Source organism: Endobacterium panacihumi, from assembly GCF_050847465.1.
GTDB classification, from domain to species: Bacteria; Pseudomonadota; Alphaproteobacteria; order Rhizobiales; family Rhizobiaceae; genus Neorhizobium; species Neorhizobium panacihumi.
On the sequence record NZ_JBOZRA010000005.1, the window covers coordinates 220,766 to 243,953 of the forward strand.

Annotated in this window: 14 protein-coding genes; 11 read left to right on the plus strand and 3 right to left on the minus strand. The window is 59.9% G+C overall.

What is annotated here, in order from left to right; all coding sequences use genetic code 11:
• The first annotated feature begins 91 nt into the window (after positions 1-91).
• From ACRQ1B_RS21090 to ACRQ1B_RS21140, 11 genes are all read left to right on the plus strand, one after another.
• A complete protein-coding gene (locus ACRQ1B_RS21090; RefSeq protein ID WP_432296015.1) occupies positions 92-1,234 on the plus strand; it encodes an iron-containing alcohol dehydrogenase in 1,143 nt (380 codons plus the stop codon).
• A complete protein-coding gene (locus ACRQ1B_RS21095; protein ID WP_432296017.1) occupies positions 1,234-2,733 on the plus strand; it encodes an aldehyde dehydrogenase in 1,500 nt (499 codons plus the stop codon). Before ACRQ1B_RS21090 ends, ACRQ1B_RS21095 begins: the two co-directional genes overlap by 1 nt.
• Positions 2,734-2,739: 6 nt before the next feature.
• Positions 2,740-3,864, plus strand: coding sequence for a mandelate racemase/muconate lactonizing enzyme family protein (locus ACRQ1B_RS21100; RefSeq protein WP_432296018.1), 1,125 nt, complete (start codon positions 2,740-2,742; stop codon positions 3,862-3,864).
• A gap of 94 nt (positions 3,865-3,958) precedes the next feature.
• A complete protein-coding gene (locus ACRQ1B_RS21105) occupies positions 3,959-4,891 on the plus strand; it encodes an L-lactate dehydrogenase (protein ID WP_432296019.1) in 933 nt (310 codons plus the stop codon).
• Positions 4,892-4,961: 70 nt separating this feature from the next.
• A complete protein-coding gene (locus tag ACRQ1B_RS21110) occupies positions 4,962-5,855 on the plus strand; it encodes a LysR family transcriptional regulator (protein ID WP_432296020.1) in 894 nt (297 codons plus the stop codon).
• 159 nt (positions 5,856-6,014) lie between these two features.
• Positions 6,015-6,488: a formate dehydrogenase subunit gamma gene (locus tag ACRQ1B_RS21115; RefSeq protein ID WP_432296146.1), complete on the plus strand. Its 474-nt coding sequence runs from the start codon at positions 6,015-6,017 to the stop codon at positions 6,486-6,488.
• Positions 6,485-8,041 carry a formate dehydrogenase beta subunit gene (locus tag ACRQ1B_RS21120; RefSeq protein WP_432296021.1) on the plus strand — a complete coding sequence of 519 codons (1,557 nt, stop codon included), beginning with the start codon at positions 6,485-6,487 and terminating at the stop codon, positions 8,039-8,041. Before ACRQ1B_RS21115 ends, ACRQ1B_RS21120 begins: the two co-directional genes overlap by 4 nt.
• 4 nt (positions 8,042-8,045) lie before the next feature.
• A complete protein-coding gene (gene fdhF / locus ACRQ1B_RS21125) occupies positions 8,046-10,925 on the plus strand; it encodes a formate dehydrogenase subunit alpha (protein ID WP_432296022.1) in 2,880 nt (959 codons plus the stop codon).
• Positions 10,926-11,097: 172 nt separating this feature from the next.
• Positions 11,098-11,922, plus strand: coding sequence for a formate dehydrogenase accessory sulfurtransferase FdhD (gene fdhD / locus ACRQ1B_RS21130; RefSeq protein ID WP_432296147.1), 825 nt, complete (start codon positions 11,098-11,100; stop codon positions 11,920-11,922).
• 7 nt (positions 11,923-11,929) lie between these two features.
• Entirely contained in the window at positions 11,930-12,202 is a 273-nt protein-coding gene (locus ACRQ1B_RS21135) for a formate dehydrogenase subunit delta (protein WP_432296023.1), read from the plus strand.
• Between the two features lie 77 nt (positions 12,203-12,279).
• Positions 12,280-13,938 (plus strand): OFA family MFS transporter, encoded by a 1,659-nt coding sequence (locus ACRQ1B_RS21140; RefSeq protein WP_432296024.1) that lies wholly within the window; start codon positions 12,280-12,282, stop codon positions 13,936-13,938.
• A 76-nt stretch (positions 13,939-14,014) separates the two neighbouring features.
• On the opposite strand, the gene ACRQ1B_RS21145 is transcribed toward ACRQ1B_RS21140, so the two are convergent.
• The 3 genes from ACRQ1B_RS21145 to ACRQ1B_RS21155 form a co-directional block, all read right to left on the minus strand.
• Positions 14,015-15,799 (minus strand): methyl-accepting chemotaxis protein, encoded by a 1,785-nt coding sequence (locus ACRQ1B_RS21145; protein WP_432296026.1) that lies wholly within the window; start codon positions 15,797-15,799, stop codon positions 14,015-14,017.
• 232 nt (positions 15,800-16,031) lie between these two features.
• Positions 16,032-16,511 (minus strand): chemotaxis protein CheW, encoded by a 480-nt coding sequence (locus tag ACRQ1B_RS21150; RefSeq protein WP_153355374.1) that lies wholly within the window; start codon positions 16,509-16,511, stop codon positions 16,032-16,034.
• A gap of 221 nt (positions 16,512-16,732) precedes the next feature.
• Complete coding sequence (locus tag ACRQ1B_RS21155; RefSeq protein WP_432296027.1) at positions 16,733-23,149, minus strand: translocation/assembly module TamB domain-containing protein; 6,417 nt, start codon at positions 23,147-23,149, stop codon at positions 16,733-16,735.
• Between the last annotated feature and the right edge of the window lie 39 nt (positions 23,150-23,188).

Below are 23,188 nucleotides of genomic sequence, written 5' to 3' on the forward strand. Positions count from 1 at the left end.
TCGCCTTTTTCATTTCCAGGATTTGCCTGCTTGCAGATCTTGGCCGATCAGGCATGCTGATACCGTCACTTCATGGGGGCGGGCAGCATTGATGTTTTCCAATTCCTTCATTCCAGACATGCGCTTCGGTGCCGGCTCGTTTTCCGAAATCGGAGCGGCTGCAGCGGCACTTGGCACGATCGACCGGACACTGGTCGTCATGGACAGCTTTCTGGCAGCGTCCGGGCTGGCGAACAGGCTGATCGATGACCTGAGGGCGCATGGCATCATCGCCTCGTTATTCGCAGACTTTGCCGGTGAGCCGAAACTAACGCATCTACAGGCGGCGATGCGGGCAGCACGTGGGGCACAACTGGTGATCGGCGTCGGCGGCGGTTCGGCGCTCGATATCGCCAAAATCACCTCTTGCTGTGCGGCTTCGGCTCAGGATCCGATGTTTTACGCGCTTGCCGCCAATCCACTGCCAAAAAATCCATTGAAGAAGATCATGGTGCCGACCACGGCCGGTACCGGTTCCGAAACTTCGGCCACCAATATTTTCGCCGGCCCTGAGGGTAAGAAACTCTGGATTTGGGGGCCGGAGACCAAGGCGGATCTGGTCATTCTCGATCCGGCTCTCACGATGACATTGCCACGGCACCTGACGGCGTGGTGCGGCATGGACGCTTTCATCCATGCGTTCGAGGCTGCCACCAATCGCAATACACATGCCGGCGCGCAGCTCCACGCCCATGAGGCACTGCGGCTTGTGGCAGGCTCTCTCGAAACCGCGGTAAGTTCGCCATCCGATCTGGATGCGCGTGGCAAGGTTCTGCTTGGGTCGTGTTATGCCGGTATCGCCATCGACAATTGCGGCACGGCAATCGCGCATAATATCAGCCATGCGATGGCAGGATTGGCCCCGGTCCATCATGGACTTGCGACGGCACTTGCATTCGAAACGACTCTGCCATGGCTGGTATCTGCCCGAACAACCGAACTGGAGGCTACAGCCAGGGCACTTGGCCTTGGTTCGGCAGAGCAATTACCCGCCTTCGTCAGCGACCTGATGGATCGCTGCGATATCCTTCGTGCAGTGCCGTCTGCCTTTGACGCCTATTCCGACGGTGATCTTGCCGCCGAAATGCGCGCGACAGAGAACAGGCCGATGCGCAGAGCCACAATCCGGGATGTCACGGATGATGACGTCGATCGCTTTGCGGCGATGATCATGTCGCTGCCGAGGTCGCTTTGATGACGAAGAGCTACACACGGGAGCATTGGGAAAATGCGCTGGCGGCCCTGAAGCTCGAAGGCCGGTGTTTTGTCGATGGGCAACATCGTGATGCTGCTTCCGGCAAAACGTTTGCGCGAACGCGCCCGATGGACGGCAAGCGGGGTGCTGTGCTGGCACGCGGTGAGGCGGCGGATATCGATGCCGCTGTCCTATCGGCTCGCAAGGCGTTCGAAAGCGGCGTGTGGCGAAATAAGGAACCGCTCGAAAAGAAGCGCATCATGCTCGCCTGGGCCGACCTCATTCGCACCCATGCCGAGGAACTGGCGCTTCTGGAAACTATCGATGTCGGCAAACCGGTGCTTGCCTCGCTGAATGTCGATGTGCGGCTTTGTGCCGATGGCATCCAGTATTATGCCGAGATGATCGACAAGCTTTACGACGAGATCGCGCCAACCGGTCCGAACGCGCGTGCGCTTGTTCGAAAAGTGCCGCTCGGGGTCATTGGGGCGATTACGCCTTGGAACTATCCGATGATCATCGACGCCTGGAAACTCGGCCCGGCGATCGCTGCCGGCAATTCGGTGGTGCTGAAACCGGCCGAACAATCCTCGCTCTCTGCCATCCGTCTGGCTTCGCTGGCTGTCGAAGCCGGTCTGCCGCCCGGTGTATTCAATGTCGTCACCGGTTATGGCGAGGAGGCAGGCAAACCGCTAGCCCTGCATATGGATGTCGACATGATTGCCTTTACCGGCTCCACCGAGGTCGGCAAGCTGATCATGGGTTATGCCGCGCAATCCAACATCAAGCGCGTGGCGCTGGAACTTGGCGGCAAGTCGCCTCTCGTGGTGTTTGCCGATGCCGATCTTGATGCCGCCGCTTCTGCCGTCGCCTGGGGATGTTTCTACAATTCCGGTGAGACCTGCCATGCCTCGACACGGCTACTTGTCGAACGCTCGGTGCAGGTGCAGCTGATCGATAAGATCGAGGCGGTGACGAGAAGCGATATCACGGTTGCGCATCCCTTCGATCCCTCGGCGCAGATCGGTGCCCTGATCGAACAGGCGCATATGGAAAAGGTGCTTGGGCTGATTGCGGAGGGCGAGAGGGAAGGGGCAAGGCGGGCATTCGGTGCCGAACAGGTGCTGTCGGAAACTGGCGGTTATTACGTTTCGCCCGGTGTGTTCGTGGATATGACCAACGACATGAGCCTCGCCCGCCAAGAAATCTTTGGGCCGGTGCTGGCCGCCATTCCCTTCGATACCGAGGAGGAGGCGCTGCGGCTGGCCAACGACACGATCTACGGGTTAGCCGGGGCCGTCTTCACAAAGGACATGGACCGCGCGCACTGGTTTTCGGAAGGTCTGCATGCTGGCACGGTGTGGATCAACACCTATGACATGTCGAATTTCGCCACACCGTTCGGCGGCTTCAAGCAGTCCGGTTTCGGGCGAGACAGGTCCGTGCATGCGATCGACAAATATTGCGACTACAAGACGATCTGGCAGCAATTCGGGTGAGGGCAGATGAGCCGCATCGCATCGATCAAAATCTCGCACCACCGATTGCCGCTCGATCCGCCCTTCAAGGCCAGTTGGGATGGCCGCCCCCGGCATCATTTCGATGCCACCATCGTGCGTGTCCGTGATGAGGACGGGCGCGAGGGGATCGGCTCCGGAGACCTGATGAAGGGTTTCGAGGGGCACGAAGACCTCTTCGTTGGCCATGATCCGCGCCATCTGGAGCGGCATTACGAAGTCCTGTCGCATATCAATTTTCACTATGGCCGTTGTTGGCCGCTCGATCTCGCTTTGTGGGATTTGGCTGGCAAGATTATGGGTGAACCAGTCTGGCGCATGCTGGGCGGACGGGCTGATCGTGTCCGGCTTTATGCGTCTTCCGGCGTGCTGCGAGAACCGGCTGCCATGGCGGAACAGGCCGAGCAGTATCTCGACGAAGGTTTTACCGCGATGAAGGTGCGGTTCTCGTCTTCGGCGGGTGGGCGCTCAAGCTGGCGCGAGGACGTCAAGGCGCTGGAGGCGATCCGGGCGCGCGTCGGCGACCGGCTGGACCTGATGGTCGACTGCAATCAGGGTTGGCGCATGCCTTGGGATACGACGCTGCCATGGACCTTCAAGGACGCATTGACTGTCGCGAAGGAACTGGAACAGCTCGGTATCTACTGGATGGAGGAACCGCTGCATCGATCAGACGTCAAAGGCATGAAGGCATTGCGAGAGGCGACCTCTATCCGTATCGCCGGCGGAGAGATGACCCGTGAACTCTACGAATTCCGCGACATCATCGAAGAGCGCGCCTTCGATGTCATTCAGCCGGACGCGGCTTTGGTCGGCGGCATTACCGGCTGCCGGCGTCTGGTTTATCAGGCGCGGGAGGCGGGCGTGACCTTCACTCCGCATAGCTGGACGAACGGGATCGGTGTGCTTGCCAATGCGCACCTGACGGCCGGCGTTGGCGATGCGCCTTTCCTCGAATATCCTTACGACAACCCGGAATGGAGCGAGGCACGGCGGGATTATCCGTTGATCGCGCCACTTTCTCATAGACAGGGTTGGCTTGAGCTTGGGGAAACTCCGGGGCTTGGCATCGTGCTGGATGAAGACCGGCTGCAGGCAACGCAGACGGCATAACGTCTGGTGCGGCACATGCCGTGCACCACCTAATATCAAAGACTTTGTCGCTTCCTGCCCTAAGTTCGGATGCAGATATTACGGAGTGTTTTTCATGAAGGTTGGTATCATCGGTGCAGGCATGGTCGGCAGTTCGGTGGGTTTTGCGCTCGCCATTACCGGTTATGTGAGCGAGGTCGTCATCATCGACCGCAATGAGCCCTTGGCGGTCGCGCAGGCCGAAGATATCGCCCATGCCGTGCCCTTTATGTCGGCAACACGGGTGAGGGCTGGCAGCTACGCCGATCTTGATGGTTCCGGTATCGTCATTCTCGCCGCCGGCGCCAGCCAGAAGCCGGGCGAGACACGGCTTGAGCTTCTCGGTCGCAACACGCAAGTCTTTCGGGAGATCGTCGGGCAGGTTCTGGCTGTTGTCAGCAACCCCATCCTGCTGGTCGCCTCCAATCCGGTCGATGCCATGACCTTCATCACCCAGCGTCTGTCCGGCTTGCCGCCGCAGCGGGTTATTGGCTCCGGCACGGTTCTCGATACTGCCCGTTTCCGCAGCCTGATTGCCAGACACCTGAACATCTCACCGCAGTCGATCCATGCCGATGTCATCGGCGAGCACGGCGATAGCGAGGTCCTTGTCTGGGAAAGTGCGCGCGCCAGTTCGGTGGATCTCGCCTCCTTTGCGGAGCAGATCGGTGCGCCGCTGACCGAAAAGGTGAGGGCCGAGATCGACGATAATGTCCGCAATGCCGCCTACAAGATCATCGAGGGCAAGGGTGCCACCTATTACGGTATCGGCGCCGGCATCGCCCGCATTGTGCGCGCGATCGCACGTGATGAAGGTGCGGTGCTGACCGTATCGCTGGTGACAGATCATGTTGCCGGTTTTGAACAGGTGGCGCTGTCATTGCCGCGCGTCATTGGTACCGATGGTGTGATTGCGGACATGCTTCCTGATCTCTCACAGACGGAGAATGAAGCACTGAAGAATAGTGCCGATATCCTCAAACGCATTACGGATGCGCTGCAACTCTGATCGTCTGGCAATTGCAAGCTGTTGAATTGAGAAGCAGAACCGGTTAGCCCTTGTCATCAAGGGAGTGGCCATGATCGACAAGCTGGAATTTTTCATCGTGCTGGCGCGCGAGCAGCATTTTGGACGTGCCGCGGAAGAGTGTGGCATTTCCCAGCCGACGCTTTCGGCGGCGATCCGGCAGCTTGAAGAAAGTCTCGGTGTCGGTCTGGTCGTGCGCGGTTCGCGGTTCCAAGGGCTGACGCCCGAAGGCCAGCGCGTGCTGGAATGGGCACGTCGCATCGTTGGCGATACCCGCACCATGCGTGAAGAAATGCGCGCTGCCCGTAAGGGGTTGGCCGGGCATATCCGGCTGGCCGCCATTCCGACAGCCTTGGCCATGATCCCCAAACTGACCGAACCATTTCAGGCGAAGCACCCAGAAGTGACATTTTCCGTCGTTTCTCGCACCTCGCTGCAGGTGTTGAGCCAGCTGGAAAATTTCGAGATCGATGCCGGACTGACCTATCTCGATAATGAACCGCTTGGTCGCGTTACCAGCGTTCCGCTGTATGCCGAACATTATACGCTGGTCACGTCAGAGGGCACGCCGCTCTCCGCTCGCAAGGAAGTAACCTGGAAGGACATGGCCGGTCTTCGTCTCTGCCTGCTGACGCCGGATAACCAGAACCGCCGTATTATCAATCAGCATCTGGCCGATGCCGGAGTGGATGTGCGCACCATGCTGGAATCCAATTCCATGGTCGTGCTTCTGGCGCATGTGGGCACTGGCCGTTGGGCCAGCATCATGCCGCGCAACGTTGCACGTTCATTTGGTTTTTCCGCGCGAATCCGCACGATTCCGATCGTTGAGCCGAAGGCGAGTCACATCGTCGGCCTTGTCGCCACGCATCGCGAACCGTTCACACCACTGGTTTCAGCACTGCTGCACGAAGCGCGAAATCTCGGTGAGATCGATCCGGATTGATAGAAATGTTCTATCGCGTAATGCGATGACGTTATTGACCCTTGCCCTAACCTGCTGCGAAACTTTGCAAATGTAAGTGGAGGAGGATGTCTGTTTGCTCCGGCAAAAAGACATCGGGCTTGCATGACCTGAAGTCGGTTGGGAGGCTGACGAATGAACATGAATCTCGCTGCGGCCGATATGGCCGCGCGTTCTCGCGAAATCGTACGCGAACACAAGCATCTCGAAGGTCCGTTGCTGCCGATCCTGCATGCGATACAGGCGGAATTCGGTTATGTGCCGGAGGATGTGAAGCCGGTGATTGCCGGCGAACTCAACCTGTCGCGTGCCGAGGTGCACGGTGTCGTCACCTTTTACCACGAATTTCGCGATCATCCGGCCGGTCGGCATGTGCTGAAACTCTGTCGTGCCGAGGCCTGTCAGTCGATGGGCAGCGATCGGGTTGCCGACCGGGTGCGGCAGATGCTGGGCATCGATTTTCACGAGACGACACAGGATGGCGCTGTAACGCTGGAGCCGGTCTACTGTCTTGGTCTTTGCGCCTGCGCGCCCGCAGCTATGCTGGATGGAGAGGTTTACGGCCGGGTGGACGACCACTGTCTTTCCGACATCGTTGCGGAGGCACGCCGATGACGGTCACGGTTTTTGTTCCCCGCGACGCCGCTGCCCTGGCATTGGGTGCCGAAAAGGTCGCGAAGGCCGTTGCGCATGAAATCGAAACGCGTGGCCTTGATGCGAAAATCGTGCGCAACGGTTCGCGCGGCATGTTCTGGCTGGAACCGCTGATCGAGGTGCGCACCGAGCGTGGGCGCATGGCCTACGGGCCAGTGAAAGCATCGGATGTCGCATCACTTTTCGATGCCGGGTTCCTGACCGGCAAAGATCATCCCCTCTGTCTGGGGCTGACGAAGGAGATCCCCTTCCTTCGTCAGCAGACGCGCCTGACCTTCTCCCGCTGCGGTGTGACTGATCCGCTTTCTCTGGATGACTATCGTCATTACCAGGGGCTGAAGGGGCTGGAAAAGGCCGTTGCCATGGCGCCGACCGAGATCGTTGCGCAGGTGACGGACAGCGGTTTACGAGGACGCGGCGGCGCCGGTTTCCCGACGGGTATCAAGTGGAAGACGGTGATGGAGGCGAAGGCGCCGCAAAAATACATCGTCTGCAATGCCGACGAGGGTGACAGCGCCACGTTTGCAGACCGGATGATCATGGAGGGCGATCCCTTCGTGCTGATCGAAGGCATGGTGATTGCCGGCATCGCGACGGGCGCCACCAAGGGCTATGTCTATACCCGTTCAGAATATCCGCATGCGATCGCCACGATGAGCGAAGCGGTCACGATTGCCCGCAAGGCCGGTATTCTCGGGCCATCGGTTCTGGGGTCCGCGCATGCATTCGATCTGGAAATCCGATCGGGGGCGGGTGCTTATGTCTGCGGCGAGGAAACCTCGCTGTTGAACTCGCTGGAGGGCAAGCGCGGTGTCGTGCGGGCGAAACCGCCTTTGCCGGCGCTGCAGGGTTTTCTCGGGCGGCCGACTGTGGTCAACAATGTCATTTCGCTGGCCTCCATCCCGGTCATCATGGATAGGGGCGCAGAATTCTACAAAGACTTTGGCATGGGCCGCTCACGCGGCACTATCCCGATCCAGATCGCCGGCAATGTCAGATATGGCGGTCTGTTCGAAACCGCCTTCGGTCTGTCACTTGGCGAGATTGTCGATCATATCGGCGGCGGCACAGCGAGCGGACGCCCGGTCAAGGCGGTGCAGGTGGGCGGTCCGCTCGGGGCTTATTTTCCGCGTGCGCTGTTTGATACGCCGTTCGATTACGAAGCTTTTGCTGCCAAAGATGGTCTGATCGGTCATGCCGGCATCACTGTCTTCGATGATACGGCCGACCTGTTGAAACAGGCACGGTTTGCGATGGAATTCTGCGCCATCGAAAGCTGCGGCAAGTGTACGCCTTGTCGGATCGGCTCCACCCGTGGTGTCGAAACGGTCGACAGGATCGCGCAAGGTATCGAGCCGGAAAAGAACAAGGCGCTGCTGGCTGACCTTTGCAACACGATGAAGTTCGGTTCGCTCTGTGCGCTTGGCGGTTTCACGCCTTATCCGGTGATGAGCGCAATGACGCATTTCCCGGAGGATTTCGCGCCTACACCCCTGATCGAAGCGGCGGAGTAACATCATGTCCCTCATTCATGAAATCGACTACGGCACGCCTGCCGCCCGTTCTGAAAAACAGGTGACACTGACCATCGATGGCCGCGCCATCACCGTGCCGGAGGGCACATCGATCATGCGTGCCTCGATGGAGGCCGGCATCCAGATTCCGAAACTCTGTGCCACCGACATGGTGGATGCCTTCGGCTCCTGTCGGCTCTGTCTGGTGGAGGTGGAGGGCCGCAACGGCACGCCGTCCTCCTGCACCACGCCAGTTGCGCCGAAAATGGTCGTCCATACCCAGACCGGCCGCCTGAAGGATATCCGTCGTGGGGTGATGGAGCTTTATATTTCCGACCATCCGCTCGATTGTCTCACCTGCGCAGCCAATGGCGATTGCGAATTGCAGGACATGGCGGGCGCGGTGGGCTTGCGCGATGTGCGCTACGGTTACGAGGGCGACAATCATGTCCGCGCCCGCAACAGTGGCGAGATGAACGCCAAATGGATGCCGAAGGACGAGTCCAACCCCTATTTCACCTATGATCCCTCGAAATGCATCGTCTGTTCGCGCTGCGTGCGTGCCTGCGAGGAAGTGCAGGGTACGTTCGCGCTGACCATTGAGGGACGTGGTTTCGAGAGCCGTGTGTCGCCCGGCATGCACGAACATTTTCTCGATTCCGAATGCGTCTCCTGCGGTGCCTGTGTGCAGGCCTGTCCCACCGCGACGCTGACGGAAAAGTCGGTGATCACAATCGGCCAGCCGGAACATTCCGCCGTTACCACCTGTGCTTATTGCGGCGTCGGCTGCTCGTTCAAGGCAGAAATGCGCGGCGAGGAACTGGTGCGCATGGTGCCCTGGAAGGATGGGCAGGCGAACCGCGGCCATTCCTGCGTGAAGGGCCGTTTTGCCTATGGTTATGCCAGCCACAAGGACCGCATTCTCAACCCGATGATCCGCGAGAAAATTTCCGATCCATGGCGGGAAGTCAGTTGGGAGGAGGCTTTTTCGCACATTGCCTCGGAGTTTCGACGAATCCAGTATCAGTACGGTCGGGAGTCGATTGGCGGTATCACGTCGTCGCGCTGCACCAATGAAGAAACCTTTCTCGTCCAGAAACTGATCCGCGCCGGCTTCGGCAACAACAATGTCGATACCTGTGCCCGCGTCTGCCATTCTCCGACCGGTTATGGTCTGGGCCAGGCGTTTGGCACCTCGGCCGGCACGCAGAATTTCGACAGCGTCGAGCATACGGATGTGGTGATCGTCATCGGCGCTAATCCGACCGATGGCCATCCGGTCTTCGGCTCGCGGCTGAAGAAGCGATTGCGCCAGGGCGCAAAACTGATCGTCATCGATCCGCGCCGTATCGATCTCGTCAAGACGCCGCATGTCGAGGCGGCCTATCACCTGCCGCTTCTGCCCGGCACCAATGTGGCGATGATGACGGCGTTGGCGCATGTGATCGTCACCGAAGGGCTGTTCGCGGAAGCGTTTATCCGTGAACGTTGTGACTGGTCGGAATTCGAAGACTGGGCAGCTTTTGTATCGGAGGAAGCGCATAGCCCTGAAGCAACGGAAAGGTTTACGGGTGTGCCTGCTGATCTGGTGCGCGGTGCGGCCCGGCTGTTTGCCACCGGTGGCAATGGCGCGATCTATTATGGCCTTGGTGTCACCGAACACAGCCAGGGATCGACGACGGTTATGGCGATCGCCAATCTCGCCATGGTCACCGGTAATATCGGCCGTCCCGGGGTCGGTGTGAATCCGTTGCGTGGCCAGAACAATGTGCAGGGCTCCTGCGACATGGGCTCTTTCCCGCACGAGTTGCCGGGTTACCGCCATATCTCGGACGATGCCACGCGCGAAACCTTTGAAAAGCTGTGGGGCGTGACGCTCAACAACGAACCGGGCCTGCGTATTCCCAACATGCTGGATGCCGCCGTCGAAGGTTCGTTCAAGGGCATCTATATTCAGGGCGAGGATATTCTGCAGTCCGACCCGGATACCAAACACGTGTCAGCCGGCCTTGCCGCGATGGAATGTGTGGTCGTGCATGACCTTTTCCTCAACGAAACGGCCAATTACGCGCATGTCTTTCTGCCCGGTTCGACCTTCCTTGAAAAGGATGGCACTTTCACCAATGCCGAACGCCGCATCAACCGTGTGCGCAAGGTGATGACGCCGAAGAATGGTTATGCCGATTGGGAAGTGACTCAGAAACTGGCGCAGGCTATGGGGCTGAACTGGAACTACCAGCACCCGTCCGAAATTATGGACGAGATTGCCGCTTCGACGCCGAGCTTCGCTTTGGTTTCCTACGATTATCTCGAAAAGATGGGCTCGGTTCAGTGGCCGTGCAATGAGGCACATCCGGTCGGTTCACCGATCATGCATGTCGACGGATTTGTCCGTGGCAAAGGCAAATTCATCCGCACGGAATATGTGGCGACGGATGAACGCACCGGCCCGCGCTTCCCGCTACTCCTCACGACCGGGCGTATCCTTTCCCAGTATAATGTCGGGGCACAGACGCGGCGCACCGAAAATGTCGCCTGGCATGCGGAAGACAGGCTGGAAATCCATCCGCACGATGCAGAGCAGCGCGGCATCAAGGATGGCGACTGGATTAAGCTTGCCAGCCGTTCGGGCGATACGTCGCTACGGGCGCTGATCACCGATCGTGTCGCCCCGGGTGTAGTCTATACGACCTTCCATCACCCTGACACGCAGGCCAACGTCATCACCACGGATTTTTCGGACTGGGCGACCAATTGCCCTGAATACAAGGTAACGGCGGTGCAGGTATCGCCATCGAACGGACCAAGCGAATGGCAGGAGGATTACGAGGAACTGGCCCGTCGCTCACGCCGTATTGCCGGCAAGCTGGAGGCCGCCGAATGAGCTGGGCGTGTCTGCTTTTGACCGACGAAAAATCAATCATGCGCCGCCCGTTGCGTGGGCGTCGCCGATGACTATTTTGACCGGCATCAAGAAACAGGAAGTGGTGGTCGAAAGACGGCACATTTCCGCGCACAGGATGCCTCTCATGTCGACCACCGAACAAACCTCGAATATTCGCATCGCAACGACCGCTGCCGCGCCGCAGACGATCCGCCGTGATGGCGTGGTTCGCACGGCTGTCCGGTCGGTCCCCGAGGAAGTGCCGATCGCATTTTCCTATGGTGGTTCCAGTCATGCGGTGATGATGGGCACACCGGCGGATCTGGATGATTTTGCGACCGGCTTCAGCCTCACCGAGGGCATCATCTCGTCGCTTGCCGAGATCGAGAGCATCGACGTGCTGCAGGAGGGCGATGGTTTGGATGTCCAGGTGACGCTCGCCGAAGACAAGGAGGACGCACTTCGCGCCCGTCGCCGGCATATGGCGGGGCCGGTCGGCTGCGGTCTCTGCGGCATCGAATCCATCGAGCAGGCCATGCGGCCGGTGCCGGATGTTTCCGCCGGGAAGATGTTTTTGTCTTCAGCGGATATCGCGACCGCCAGTGCGGCGCTGAACGAGGCGCAGCCGCTGCATGCGGAAACACGGGCGGTTCATGGGGCAGGTTTCTTCATTCCCGGCGAAGGCCTGATCGCCGTACGGGAAGATGTCGGCCGGCACAACGCACTCGACAAGCTCTCCGGCGCCGTTTTGCGCTCGGGCCGTCAGGGGCGGGAAGGTGTGGTTGTTGTTACCAGCCGCATCTCTGTGGAAATGGTGCAGAAGGCGGCCATTCTCGGTTCACCTATCCTGATCGCCATCTCCGCGCCGACGGCGCTTGCGATCCGTACCGCCGATGCTGCCGGCATGACGCTTGTTGCTCTCTCGCGCGGCGAGGATTTTGAAGTGTTTACGCATCCCAACCGTATTCGATTCGAGGCTGAACCCGATGTCTCATGAGGCAGATTTGAGCGACCAAAAACCCGAGAAACTGATTCGTATGGCAAATCAGATAGGTACTTTCTTTTTGTCCCAGCCGAAAAACACCCAAATTGAGGGGGTCGCGGGACATATCAACAAGTTTTGGGAGCCTGGGATGCGTCGCCGGCTTTTTGCCCATATCGATCAGGGCGGAGACGGTCTATTGGCAATCGTCAAGGACGCGTCTGCGCTGATCCGTCGCACGGGGTGCGACGATAAGGCGCCCGTTCAATCCCGAACACCGGGGGACACCGCATGAAGTCATGCGGCCGGGTGGGAGAGAGCCGGTCGCGTTCGTGACTTGAAACACTTATTTTCCCAGAGGGAGGAATGCGCATGGCAGTTGCATCAGCTGCGGGCGAAGCGTCCGCAGGCAATGCCGGTCTTCTCGACCGCGAACGCATTATCGCAAAACCAGGTTTTAACCGCTGGCTCGTACCGCCGGCAGCATTGGCAATCCATCTTTGCATCGGCATGGCATACGGCTTCAGTGTTTTCTGGCTGCCGTTGACCAAGGCACTTCCCGGCACGCCGGACGCCGCCTGCGCCAGCATGACTCTTGTTTCGGCCCTTTTCAGCACCGAGTGCAACTGGCGTGTTGCCGATCTCGGCTGGATCTACACGCTGTTCTTCGTCCTGCTTGGCTGCTCGGCTGCCATCTGGGGCGGCTGGCTGGAGAAAGTCGGCCCCCGCAAGGCAGGTTTTGTGTCCGCGCTTTGCTGGTGTGGTGGTATTCTTGTTGCTGCTCTCGGTGTTGCCACTCACCAGCTCTGGCTGATGTGGGTCGGCGCCGGTGTCATCGGTGGTATAGGTCTCGGCCTTGGCTACATCTCGCCGGTTTCGACCCTGATCAAGTGGTTCCCGGACCGTCGCGGCATGGCGACCGGTATGGCCATCATGGGCTTTGGTGGCGGCGCCATGATTGGTGCTCCGCTCGCCAACCTTCTGATGAACTTCTTCAAGACGGATGTTTCGATCGGCGTCTGGCAGACTTTTGTCGTCATGGCCGTCATCTATTTTGTCTTCATGATGGGCGGCGCCTTCGGTTACCGCATTCCGCCGGCTGGCTGGCGTCCTGAAGGCTGGACGCCCCCGGCTTCCAAGTCGACCATGATCACCCACAAGCACGTCCACCTGCGCGATGCGCACAAGACGCCGCAGTTCTGGCTGATCTGGGCCGTTCTCTGCCTCAACGTTTCGGCAGGTATCGGTGTTATCGGCATGGCTTCGCCGATGCTGCAGGAAATCTTTGCCGGTTCGCTGATCGGCCTGCCTGACCTGACCTTCTCGCAGCTCGATGCCGCGCAGAAGACACAGATCGCAGCAATCGCCGCCGGCTTCACCGGTCTGATCTCGCTGTTCAACATCGGTGGCCGTTTCGTCTGGGCATCGCTGTCGGACAAGCTGGGTCGCAAGAACACCTATTACACGTTCTTCATCCTCGGCATCATCCTCTACACGCTGGCACCGACCTTTGCGGATATGGGCAACAAGGCGCTGTTCGTATTGGCTTTCGGCATCATCCTGTCGATGTATGGCGGTGGTTTTGCCACTGTGCCGGCTTATCTCGCCGATATCTTCGGTACGCAGTTCGTCGGCGCCATCCATGGTCGTCTGCTGACCGCATGGGCAACCGCCGGCATTCTTGGCCCGGTCGTCGTCAACTATATCCGTGAAGCGCAGATCAGCGCTGGCGTTGCACCGGGTCCGGAACTCTATACCGGCACCATGTACATCCTTGCCGGCATGCTGGCTCTCGGCCTGGTCGCCAACTTCCTGGTGCGTCCGCTTGGTGACAAGTGGTTCATGTCGGATGAAGAAGTTGCCTCGCTGCAGGCCAAGACGGCTGCTGCAAATGCTGGCCCGACCGGTTCGTTCGGTATCGGCACCGGTGGTCTCGACGCCAAGGCGGCATTCGCCTGGGCCGTGGTCGGTATTCCGCTTCTTTGGGGTGTCTGGACGACGGTGAAGAGCAGCTTCGCGCTGTTCGGCTAAGACCGGCACCTTTTGATGCAGATACTAAAAAGGGCAGCTTCGGCTGCCCTTTGTCGTTTCCGGAGATGGGGGAGGATCAGAAATCTTCCCAGCCATCTTCCGCAATGGCAACCGCCTGGCCGCCCTGAGCGACACGTGCTGCCGGCCGCGTGGCTGCAGCGCGGGTGTGAGGCGCAGGAGCTGTGTGCCGGGGCATGGATGTTGCTGCCGCGGGGCCTGATGTGCGGCCGATGCGGAATTGCTGCAGCAGACGTCGCAGATTTTCTGCTTCGGAAGAAAGCGAATGGCTGGCGGCGGTGGTTTCTTCAACCATGGCGGCGTTTTTCTGGGTTGCCTGATCCATGACGTTGACTGCCTGATTGATCTCCTTGAGGCTGGCCGACTGCTCGCGCGATGCCTCGACAATTGCCGCCACATTGGTGTGGATCGCTGCAACCTGATCGACGATTTCACCCAGTGCCGAGCCGGTCTGACCAACGAGATTGACGCCGTTCGAAACGTAGCCACTGGACGCGTTGATAAGCGTCTTGATCTCCTTGGCCGCAGTGGCAGAGCGCTGTGCCAGTTCACGCACTTCCTGTGCCACGACCGCAAAGCCTTTGCCCGCCTCGCCGGCGCGTGCCGCCTCCACGCCAGCGTTCAGCGCAAGGAGGTTTGTCTGGAAAGCGATCTCATCGATCACGCTGATGATATTGGTGATCTCGCCAGACGATTTGGCAATCTGGTCCATGGCGGCGATGGCATCACGAACAATCTGGCCTGATTGCTCGGCATTCTGCTTGGTAAGCGTGACCAGACGGCCCGCTTCATCGGCGCGGTGGCTGCTGTCGGATACCGTGGTGGTGATCTGTTCAAGGGCGGCTGCCGTTTCTTCCAATGAGGCTGCCTGTTGCTCTGTGCGGCGAGCAAGGTCGTCGGATGCTCCGGCGATTTCACCCGAAGCGGCAGCGATGCCGGATGCATTCTCTGCCACCGTTTGCATGGCCGCACGCAGTTTCGCCACCACCTCGTTAAAATCCTGGCGCGTGGCTTCCATGCTCGGCACAAATGTCATGTCGAGGCGCTGCTCGAGATCGCCATCGGCCAATGCCTTCAGACCATTGCCGAGGCTGTTGATGGCGCTCATACGGGGGGTCACGTCGGTGGCGAATTTCACCACCTTGTAGACCTCGCCTTTGAGATTGCGGATCGGGTTATAAGCCGCCTGGATCCAGATCTCTTTGCCACCCTTGCCGAAGCGCACGAACTCATCGGCGATGAATTCTCCTGAAGCCAGTTTCTGCCAGAATGCGGTGTATTCGGGCGAAGCGGCATAGGTTGCGTCGCAGAACATGCGGTGATGCCGGCCCTTGATCTCGGAAAGCGCGTAGCCAAGGCCCTGGCAGAAATTGTCGTTGGCATCCAGGATTTCGCCCTGCGCGGTGAACTCGATGACTGCCTGGGAGTGAGAAATGGCCGAGAGTTTTGCTGCGTCCTCGGTGGCTCTGGCCTTCGCTGCCGTGATGTCTGCGGCGATCTTTACCACCTTGATCGGCTTTCCTCCCCGCATGACCGGATTATAGGAGGCCTGGATCCAGATCTCTTCACCGGCCTTGGTGTGGCGCTTGTATTCGCCTGCATCGAATTTGCCGGAGCCGAGATTGGCCCAGAACTGACGGTATTCCGCCGTTGCCGCATAGGCCGGATCGCAGAAGATGCGATGATGCTGGCCCTTGATCTCTTCCAGCCGGTAACCGAGCGCCCGGCAGAAATTCTCGTTGGCATGGAGAATGTTGCCTTGGAGGTCGAATTCGATAATCGCCTGCGATCTGGATAATGCGTCGACAACCTGCTGTGCGCCTGACGTGCCAAGTCCGAACATTCTTCGCTCCCAAGGGCCTATGCGTTCTCGTCGGTTCGTCTGATGGCAGGCGAATACAACCGGCGATTCATCTCATGGTTACTTTAGACATTTAAAACTTAATAATAAATTGAAATAAAGTGAACCCGACTCACAATATTTCGCGAGACGTGAACAAAGGGTTTTTCGGACCATGAATCAAAAAGGCCACCGCAATGGGTGGCCTTTTCGTCTTGTATTGTCTGGAAGGGGATCAGGCTGCGAGGTCTTCCGCCTCGGTGCCCTTGAACATTTTTGCAAGGTTCAGGAAGCAGATCATGCCGTTCTCGTTGGCGATCACTCCTTCGGAGAAGGACTTGTCGAAGGACGCCGAAACTTCCGGAACGGGCTGAACCTGGCTGGCGGAAATCGTCAGGATGTCGGAGACGCGATCGACCAGCATGCCGATGACCATGTTGTGTACTTCGGCAACGACGATGGCGCTGCGCTCGTTGGCAACGGTGCTCTTCATGCCGAGCTTGTAGGCAAGGTCGATGATCGGAATGACCGAACCGCGCAGGTTCATGACGCCGATGACGTCGGCTGGCGCGTGCGGGATCGGTGTCGACGGTGCCCAGCCGCGAATTTCGCGGATGGTCGTGGTCTTCACGCAGAATTCCTGATCGTGCAGACGGAACGCGATGATCTCCAGGTTCTCATCGCCATAGCTTACGGAATTCACCATCGTAGCCATCTGAAACTCTACCCCATTGCCCTGTGCTGCACGGGAGCGGACGCACCTTGAAATGTGCTCGCGACCGTTGCCGAAAAACCTTCTCGCCGATCGCACGGGATGTGCTGTCGATCGATTCGAAGGTTACTGTAGGGGAAGAGTATTTCTTAAATCTAAACCGATCGCCAAAAGGCGGCGCGGAATCAGCCGGTTAGCGGATACTGATGGACAGCCTGTTCCGATCAGTATTCCTTTTCGTAAAACACACCGGCCGAACCGCCATCGCCGCCGGCACCGGCCTTGAGCTTCACGCCGCGTCCGACGTCCAGATTGATGGTGGCGCGGGCGCCGGCCTTGCCGCCCTGTTCAAGCTGAAGGTAGGTGCGGTCGTTGATGTAACGACCGACGGAAACGGTCGTCTGGCCGCTCGAATCGGTATTGATGTCGAGATCGTCGACGCCGAGATTGGCGCGCAGTGTGTCGAGCAGCGAGTTCGAACCACCACCGGCCAGCTGGCTGACAGCATCCGCCAACTGGGCAATCTGCAGCGGCGACAGCTTTGACATGGATTGGCCGAAGACAAGGCGGGCCAGAACCTCATCCTGCGGCAGGGCAGGGGAGGAGGAGAAGCTGATGTCCGGATCGTTAGCGACGCCCACAACATTGACTGTAATGGTCGTCTGCTGCGAGCTGGTATTGGCTTCCATGTCGAGAACGGGGATCAGGCCACCGCCGAAGGTGATCTTGCCTTCGGTAAAGTCCAGACGCTTGGTGAGAATGATAATGCGGCCACGGCGCATTTCAAACCCGCCGGAGACGTTCGGTGCTGCCGACGTGCCGGTGACCTTCAACTCGCCGCCAAGCTCCGCATCGATGCCACGGCCGCGCACAAAAATGCCGCTCGGCGCGCTGATGACGAGATCAAGGCCCAAGGCCGAAGAGTTGCCGCTGCCACCCTTGGGCTGGATTTCCGCCATCTGGCGGCGGACATCGGCAGGTGCGTTCTTCTGCTTGATGTTGAGTTCCGCCAGAGAGGATGGAAGTTTGGCGGGGACGGTGATCGACGTCTTCGACAGGCTGAGGCGGCCACCGAGGATGGCATTGGTCAGAAGCGGACCCTTGACCGTCAGCTGGCCGTCGGCGGTCGAGGCGAGCAACTGGCCGTCGACGTAAGTGGCCTTGGCAAGCGTCACGGTCAGGTCGGCCGGCAGGCCGGCTGCCGGATTGATGCCGATCGTGCCCTGTGCGGAAACGGTGCCGCCGGTCGACAGATTTGCCGTGACCGACGAGAGCGTCGCCTGATCGCGGTTGAAAGCTATGTTGGCAGCAAGATTTTCAAGGGCGAGGTTGCGGCGGACGTCGATCAGTCGGGCACCGGATGTGTTCGCGGAGCCGGTGATCAGTGGCGCCGTCGCCGTGCCGCCGACATTCACGTCGATATTGCCATTGCCTTCGAGCACAAAGCCCTGACCGGCCAGCTGTGCGCCAAGAAGCGCGAAAGGCACGCCACCATTGATCTTGAGGTTCAGCGGGCGATTGCCGGCAAGACCGACGGAGCCGCTGCCGGAAATGGCCAGACCGGACTGACCGGAAAGGCGGGTATCGACGGTGACGGTGTTGTTCTCGAAACGGCCATTGGCAGCAATGCGGAAAGGAGCAAGGCCGGCAGAGCGTGTCTGGGCGACGGCTGCATCATCCCAGGCGAGATTGAACTGCACGCCAGGGGTCGAGGCGTTGTTGAGTGCGGTGATCTTGCCAGTAATCTTGCCGCCCGCATCGAGGCCGGGCACAAAACCGTTGGCGAGGCTAGCCGGCAGGGCGTTGATATCGGCATTGACATCGAGAACGGGGCCAGCCTTGCCACCCAGTACCACGCGACCGCCTGCTGTCAGCGACATGCCCTGCGGGCCGGTGAGGCGCGTTTCAGCCAGGTTCAGCGTGTTGTTCTCGAAATTTCCGGCTGCCTTAAGGTTCATGCCGGAAATGCCGGCCGCGCCCTGACGGCGGATTTCCGCGTCATTCCATTGCAGGTCGTAACGGAGGGCGGGGGTCGCCATTGCGCCGCTTGCTGTCACCGAGCCGGTAATCTCACCACCGGTCTGGACGCCAGGGAGAAAACTGTTGGCAAGGCTTGCCGGCAATGAAGCAACATTGGCAGTGACACTGATCGGACGGTCGCCAACAAGGCTGACGGAACCCTTGGCATCGACAGAGAGACCTGAAGGACCGGACAGTCTTACGGCTTCGAGATTGGTTACGCCCTGTTCGAACGTGCCCGCTGCGTTCAGCTGCAGGGCATTCAGACCGGCTGCCCTGGTCTGCCGCAGGGCAAGGTCTGCCCAACGCAGGTCATAGCGAATGGCGGGTGATGTGGCTGTGCCAGTGGAGGTGATCTTGCCTGCAATTATGCCGCTGGCATCAAGGCCGGGCACAAAACCATTGGCGAGGCTGACCGGTAGCGCGGCAATATCGGCGTTGATATCAAGTGCAGGCGCACCGGATGGGCCATTGAGGATAACCCGACCTGCCGCCGAGGCGGAAAGTCCGCCGGAACCGGTGATCGTGGTTTCCTCAAGGGTCGCGATGCCGTTTTCAAAATTGCCCTTGGCCTTCATCTGCAAGGCGGAAACGTTGGCCTGTCGTGTCTGGCGCGTGGCGATTTCGGTCGTGCCGAGATCGTAGCGAACGACGGGCGTGTCAACCGTGCCGGAGGCGACAACTGAACCGTTGATAGAGCCGCTGGCTTCGAGATCGGGACGGAAAACGTTGGCAAGTGCGACAGGAACCGACGCCAGATTGGCCGTCATGTCCAGTTTGCGGTCACCGGACAGCGCTGCATTGCCGTGCGCCGTGAGGGAAAGGCCCTGAGGTCCGGTGAGATCCGCTGCTTCAAGCGTGAGCGCTTGATTATCGAGGCGTCCTTTTAGCCGCGCCTGAAGACCGCTGAGCGCAACGTTACCCTGCCCAACCGCAAGGTTGGTGCCGGTGAGATCGACAACCGCATTGGGTGCCGAAAGGTTGCCGCTGGCATTCAAGGTCCCGGCGAAGGAACCGGCCGCATTCAGATCGGGGCGAAACGCGTTTGCAAGCTTGGCCGGAAGCGCGGAAATGGTGGCATCCATCAGGAGAGGACGTTCGCCTGAGAGATCAAGCCAGCCTTTGGCCGACAGGCCAAGATTGTCACCGGAGCCTGAAAGCGTGTCGAGCGTGATGCGATTGTTTTCAAACCGTCCCCGCGCCGTGATCGCAAGCGGGCCGACGGCGGGATCGCGGGTCTGGCGAACGGCTGCGTCACGCAGGGCGAGATCGAAAGTCGCGGAAGGAGCCGCAAGCGTGCCCTTGGCGCCGATGCGGCCGGAAAGCAGGCCACCGGCATCCAGATCGGGCACGAAGGCATTGGCCAGCGCGGCAGGGATGTCGGTCAGTTCGCCGTCGATATCGACTGTCTGCGCTTCGCCGAGTGCAATGGAGCCGCGTGCGGAAAGACCGAGCTGGCCGGGACCTGCAATACGAGCGTCGGCGATCGTGACCGTGTTGTTTTCGAACTTGCCAGCGGTCTCGATCTGAAGGGCGGAGAGGCCTGCCTTGCGCGTTTCTGTCGTCGCCGCATCAGTCCATTTCAGATTGAAGTCTGCGACTGGTGCCGTAATCGTGCCCTTTGCACTGGCCGAACCTGAAATCCTGCCAGCGGCATCAAGCCCGGGTCGAAAACCGTTGGCGAGTTTTGCCGGTAATGAGCCGATCTCGGCATTCACGTTCAGTCCGGGACCGCCATCCTTCAAACCGACCGAGCCGTTTGCCGCCAGTGACAGGCCGTCCGGATTGGTGATGCGGGTCGTGCCAAGCGTGACGACGTTATCCTGAAGCTGGCCGTTGGCTTCGATCAGGAAAGGAGAAATGCCGGCGGCCTTGGTCTGGCGAAGCTGCGCATCGCTCCACTGAAGATCGTAGCGCACGACCGGTGCCGCCGTCGTGCCCGTCGCGACGATCTTGCCGCTGATGGCCCCGGCCGCATCAATATTGGGAACGAAAGCGTTGGCAAGCGTTGCGGGCAGAGTGGTGACGGTGGCGGTGAGGTTAAGATTATCGCCTGCCTGCCCGTCCAGCACCACCCGGCCGTTGCCGGCGTTGAGTGTGAGTTCGGACAGTGTGACGCCGCCGTCGGCAATGTCGATGCGTGATGGCCGCGACAGAGCCACGTCAATGCCACGCGGTTTGGCCGTGAAATGATCGATCGTGACGGCCATGCCGCGGTCATTCTGGGTCAGCGATCCAGCAGTCGAAAGCGGTGCCGAATCGAATTGGGCGGCAAGATCGAACTGCGTTGCGGCATCCTGCCTGCGCACGCCGAGCACAACGTCGGTCAATGCCTGTGCGCCAACGCCGATGCTGGCGGCGCGGATCGTGCCTTCAGCGGTCAGGGCGCGAAGATCAGGCAGCCGCATGTCGACCGTCGGCGACGCAACGGTGAGACCACCGCGCGTCAACGCATTACCGGTCGCCTTGACGGCGAGGGAGGGCGTTGCGTCGGCGTTGACGAAGGTGACCGTACCGCTCAGGTCGCCCTGCAATTGCTGTCCGGCGAAGGAGGCGAGAAGGGCCAAATCTGGAAAATCAAAGTCCAGATTGCCTTGTGGCAGGAATTGTTCGGAAAAATCCAGCGCGCCGGTCAGCTGGTTGGGCCCGACATTGAGTTGCAGGTTCGACGTCGACAGACGGTTGCTGACATAAGCGACATCGGAGCCGGCGGTGATCTGCTTGCCATCAATCCTGGTGGTCAGGCCGACGCGCCCACGCGGCGCGTTGGGATCGGCGGTACCATCCACGGTGACGCTGAAGGCTTCGATCATTCTGCCGGCAATGCGGGCCTCGGCCGAATTGACCACGCCCTTTAACGTGATGGCGGACAGTGGACCGGTCGCGGAAATATCGTAGCCGGCAGCACCCTTGGCATCCGGCCGAAGCTTGCCGATATCGGGCAAGCGGCCGGCCAGCCGTGCATTGATCGTCTGGTTTTCCACCACGGCATTGCCGTGGCCCTCCACAGTGCCGGAGCGGATCGTCAGGTTTTCCAGCGCCATGCGCCCGCCGATAACAGCGTTGACATAGGCTTCGACGCCGATCGCCTCGGAAAATTTTGCAGCAACGGCAGGTGGCAGGACAGCCGGGTTGGCGGTCATGCGGATATTGCCGGTCACGGCCTGTTTTGACAGATCATACGCGCCGCTGATCGTACCGTTCAGGTTGGCGCTTTCGATCGTGGCTGCATCAAGACCCACTGCCGGGAGTGCCAGACGGATTGGCGCATCCAGCGTGAACGGAGAACGGATCACACGGTCGAGATCGGCATTGGCAAAAGCTGAGCGGGCGATCGTAAGCCGGCTGCGAATGCTGCCGGCGCGCTCGATGAGATCGAGATCCTCGCTCTCCGCTTGCAGGCGAACCTGCTCAAACCGGCCCTGCGGCAGGTCTGCTGAGCGGATGGCGGCAGTGGCGTTGAAGCGGGCCGAGGTCGCAGCGCCCGTCAGCGTGAAATTGACGTTGTCGATCGAAAGGCGGGCCTGCTGGTTTTGAGCCAAGGGCCAGTTGATGGCGATCGGACCGTTTGCGCCGGCAACGCTGGCCGTCAGGCTGTTGTCGCCCTTCTGATCAAGAGCGCCGGCTGCGGAAACCTTCACGGCGCCCGTGCTGATATTGCCCTTGTCGATATCGATGCGCTCGCCATTCCCGAAGCGGGCTGCGACATCGATGGCGGTCAGACCAGCGAAGAAGGGGCGTACGGCCGGAGGCAGCATTTCCTGCAACTGCCCGCCGCCCGTCAATTCGAGACGATGGCGGCCGTTTTCGGTAAGCGTGTGCTTGCCATTGATGCTGAGGACAGGTGCGCCATCCACATTGCCGTCGAGTTGACCGGTCCAGTTGGAAAGCGGTCCGCTGCCGTCGAGCGCCATGGCCACGGCCGGATTGCCGGGCAACCTCAGGAGACGGGCTATCAATCCGCCCTGTGGTTCGGCGACGGAAGCCTGCAGTTTCAGTTCATTCTGCTCAGGCGCGTAAACGAGATCGGCTTGCGCCATCGCATCGGGGAGGTCCTGCCGATGGGCGGCAAAGTTCAGGCCAACACGTTCCGATGTCGCATCGACCGCACCATTGGCAGCAATCGAAAAGTCCCGGCCAGCCAGCGCTTCGGCAAGGCGAATATCCGGCAGTTCGAACCGGTCGATTTTCAGTTCGACGGGCAGCGAAAACCCGCTACCACTGCTGTTGGTCGCCTCAGTCGGTGTTTCGCCTTCGGTCGGCGCACGCGTCAGGGAGATGGAACCGATTGCAATGCGTTCAGCGTGGAATGTCGCTGTCAAAAGGGAAAGCGGAGACCAGTCGACGGCGATATTGCGGATTTCGCCAAACGTGCCGTCACGGTCGGAGAGGCTCACTCCCTCGATGCGCAGGCGGCCGGACAGGACACCTTTCAGGCGAGAAATCTTGATAGTCTGGTCAGGTGTGGAAACGAGGGAGGAAATGGTGTCGGCGGCCATGCGTCCGCCGGCCGGCACAAGCCCGACAAACAGGACGACGACTATGCCCAGGACGAGCAGAATCGCGACGGCGCCCACAAGGGCGCGCGTGATCCATTTCATCAGGCGAAACAATACTGTCATCGAACGCGATCAGACCTTTCCACTTGCCCTTCGGGCTCG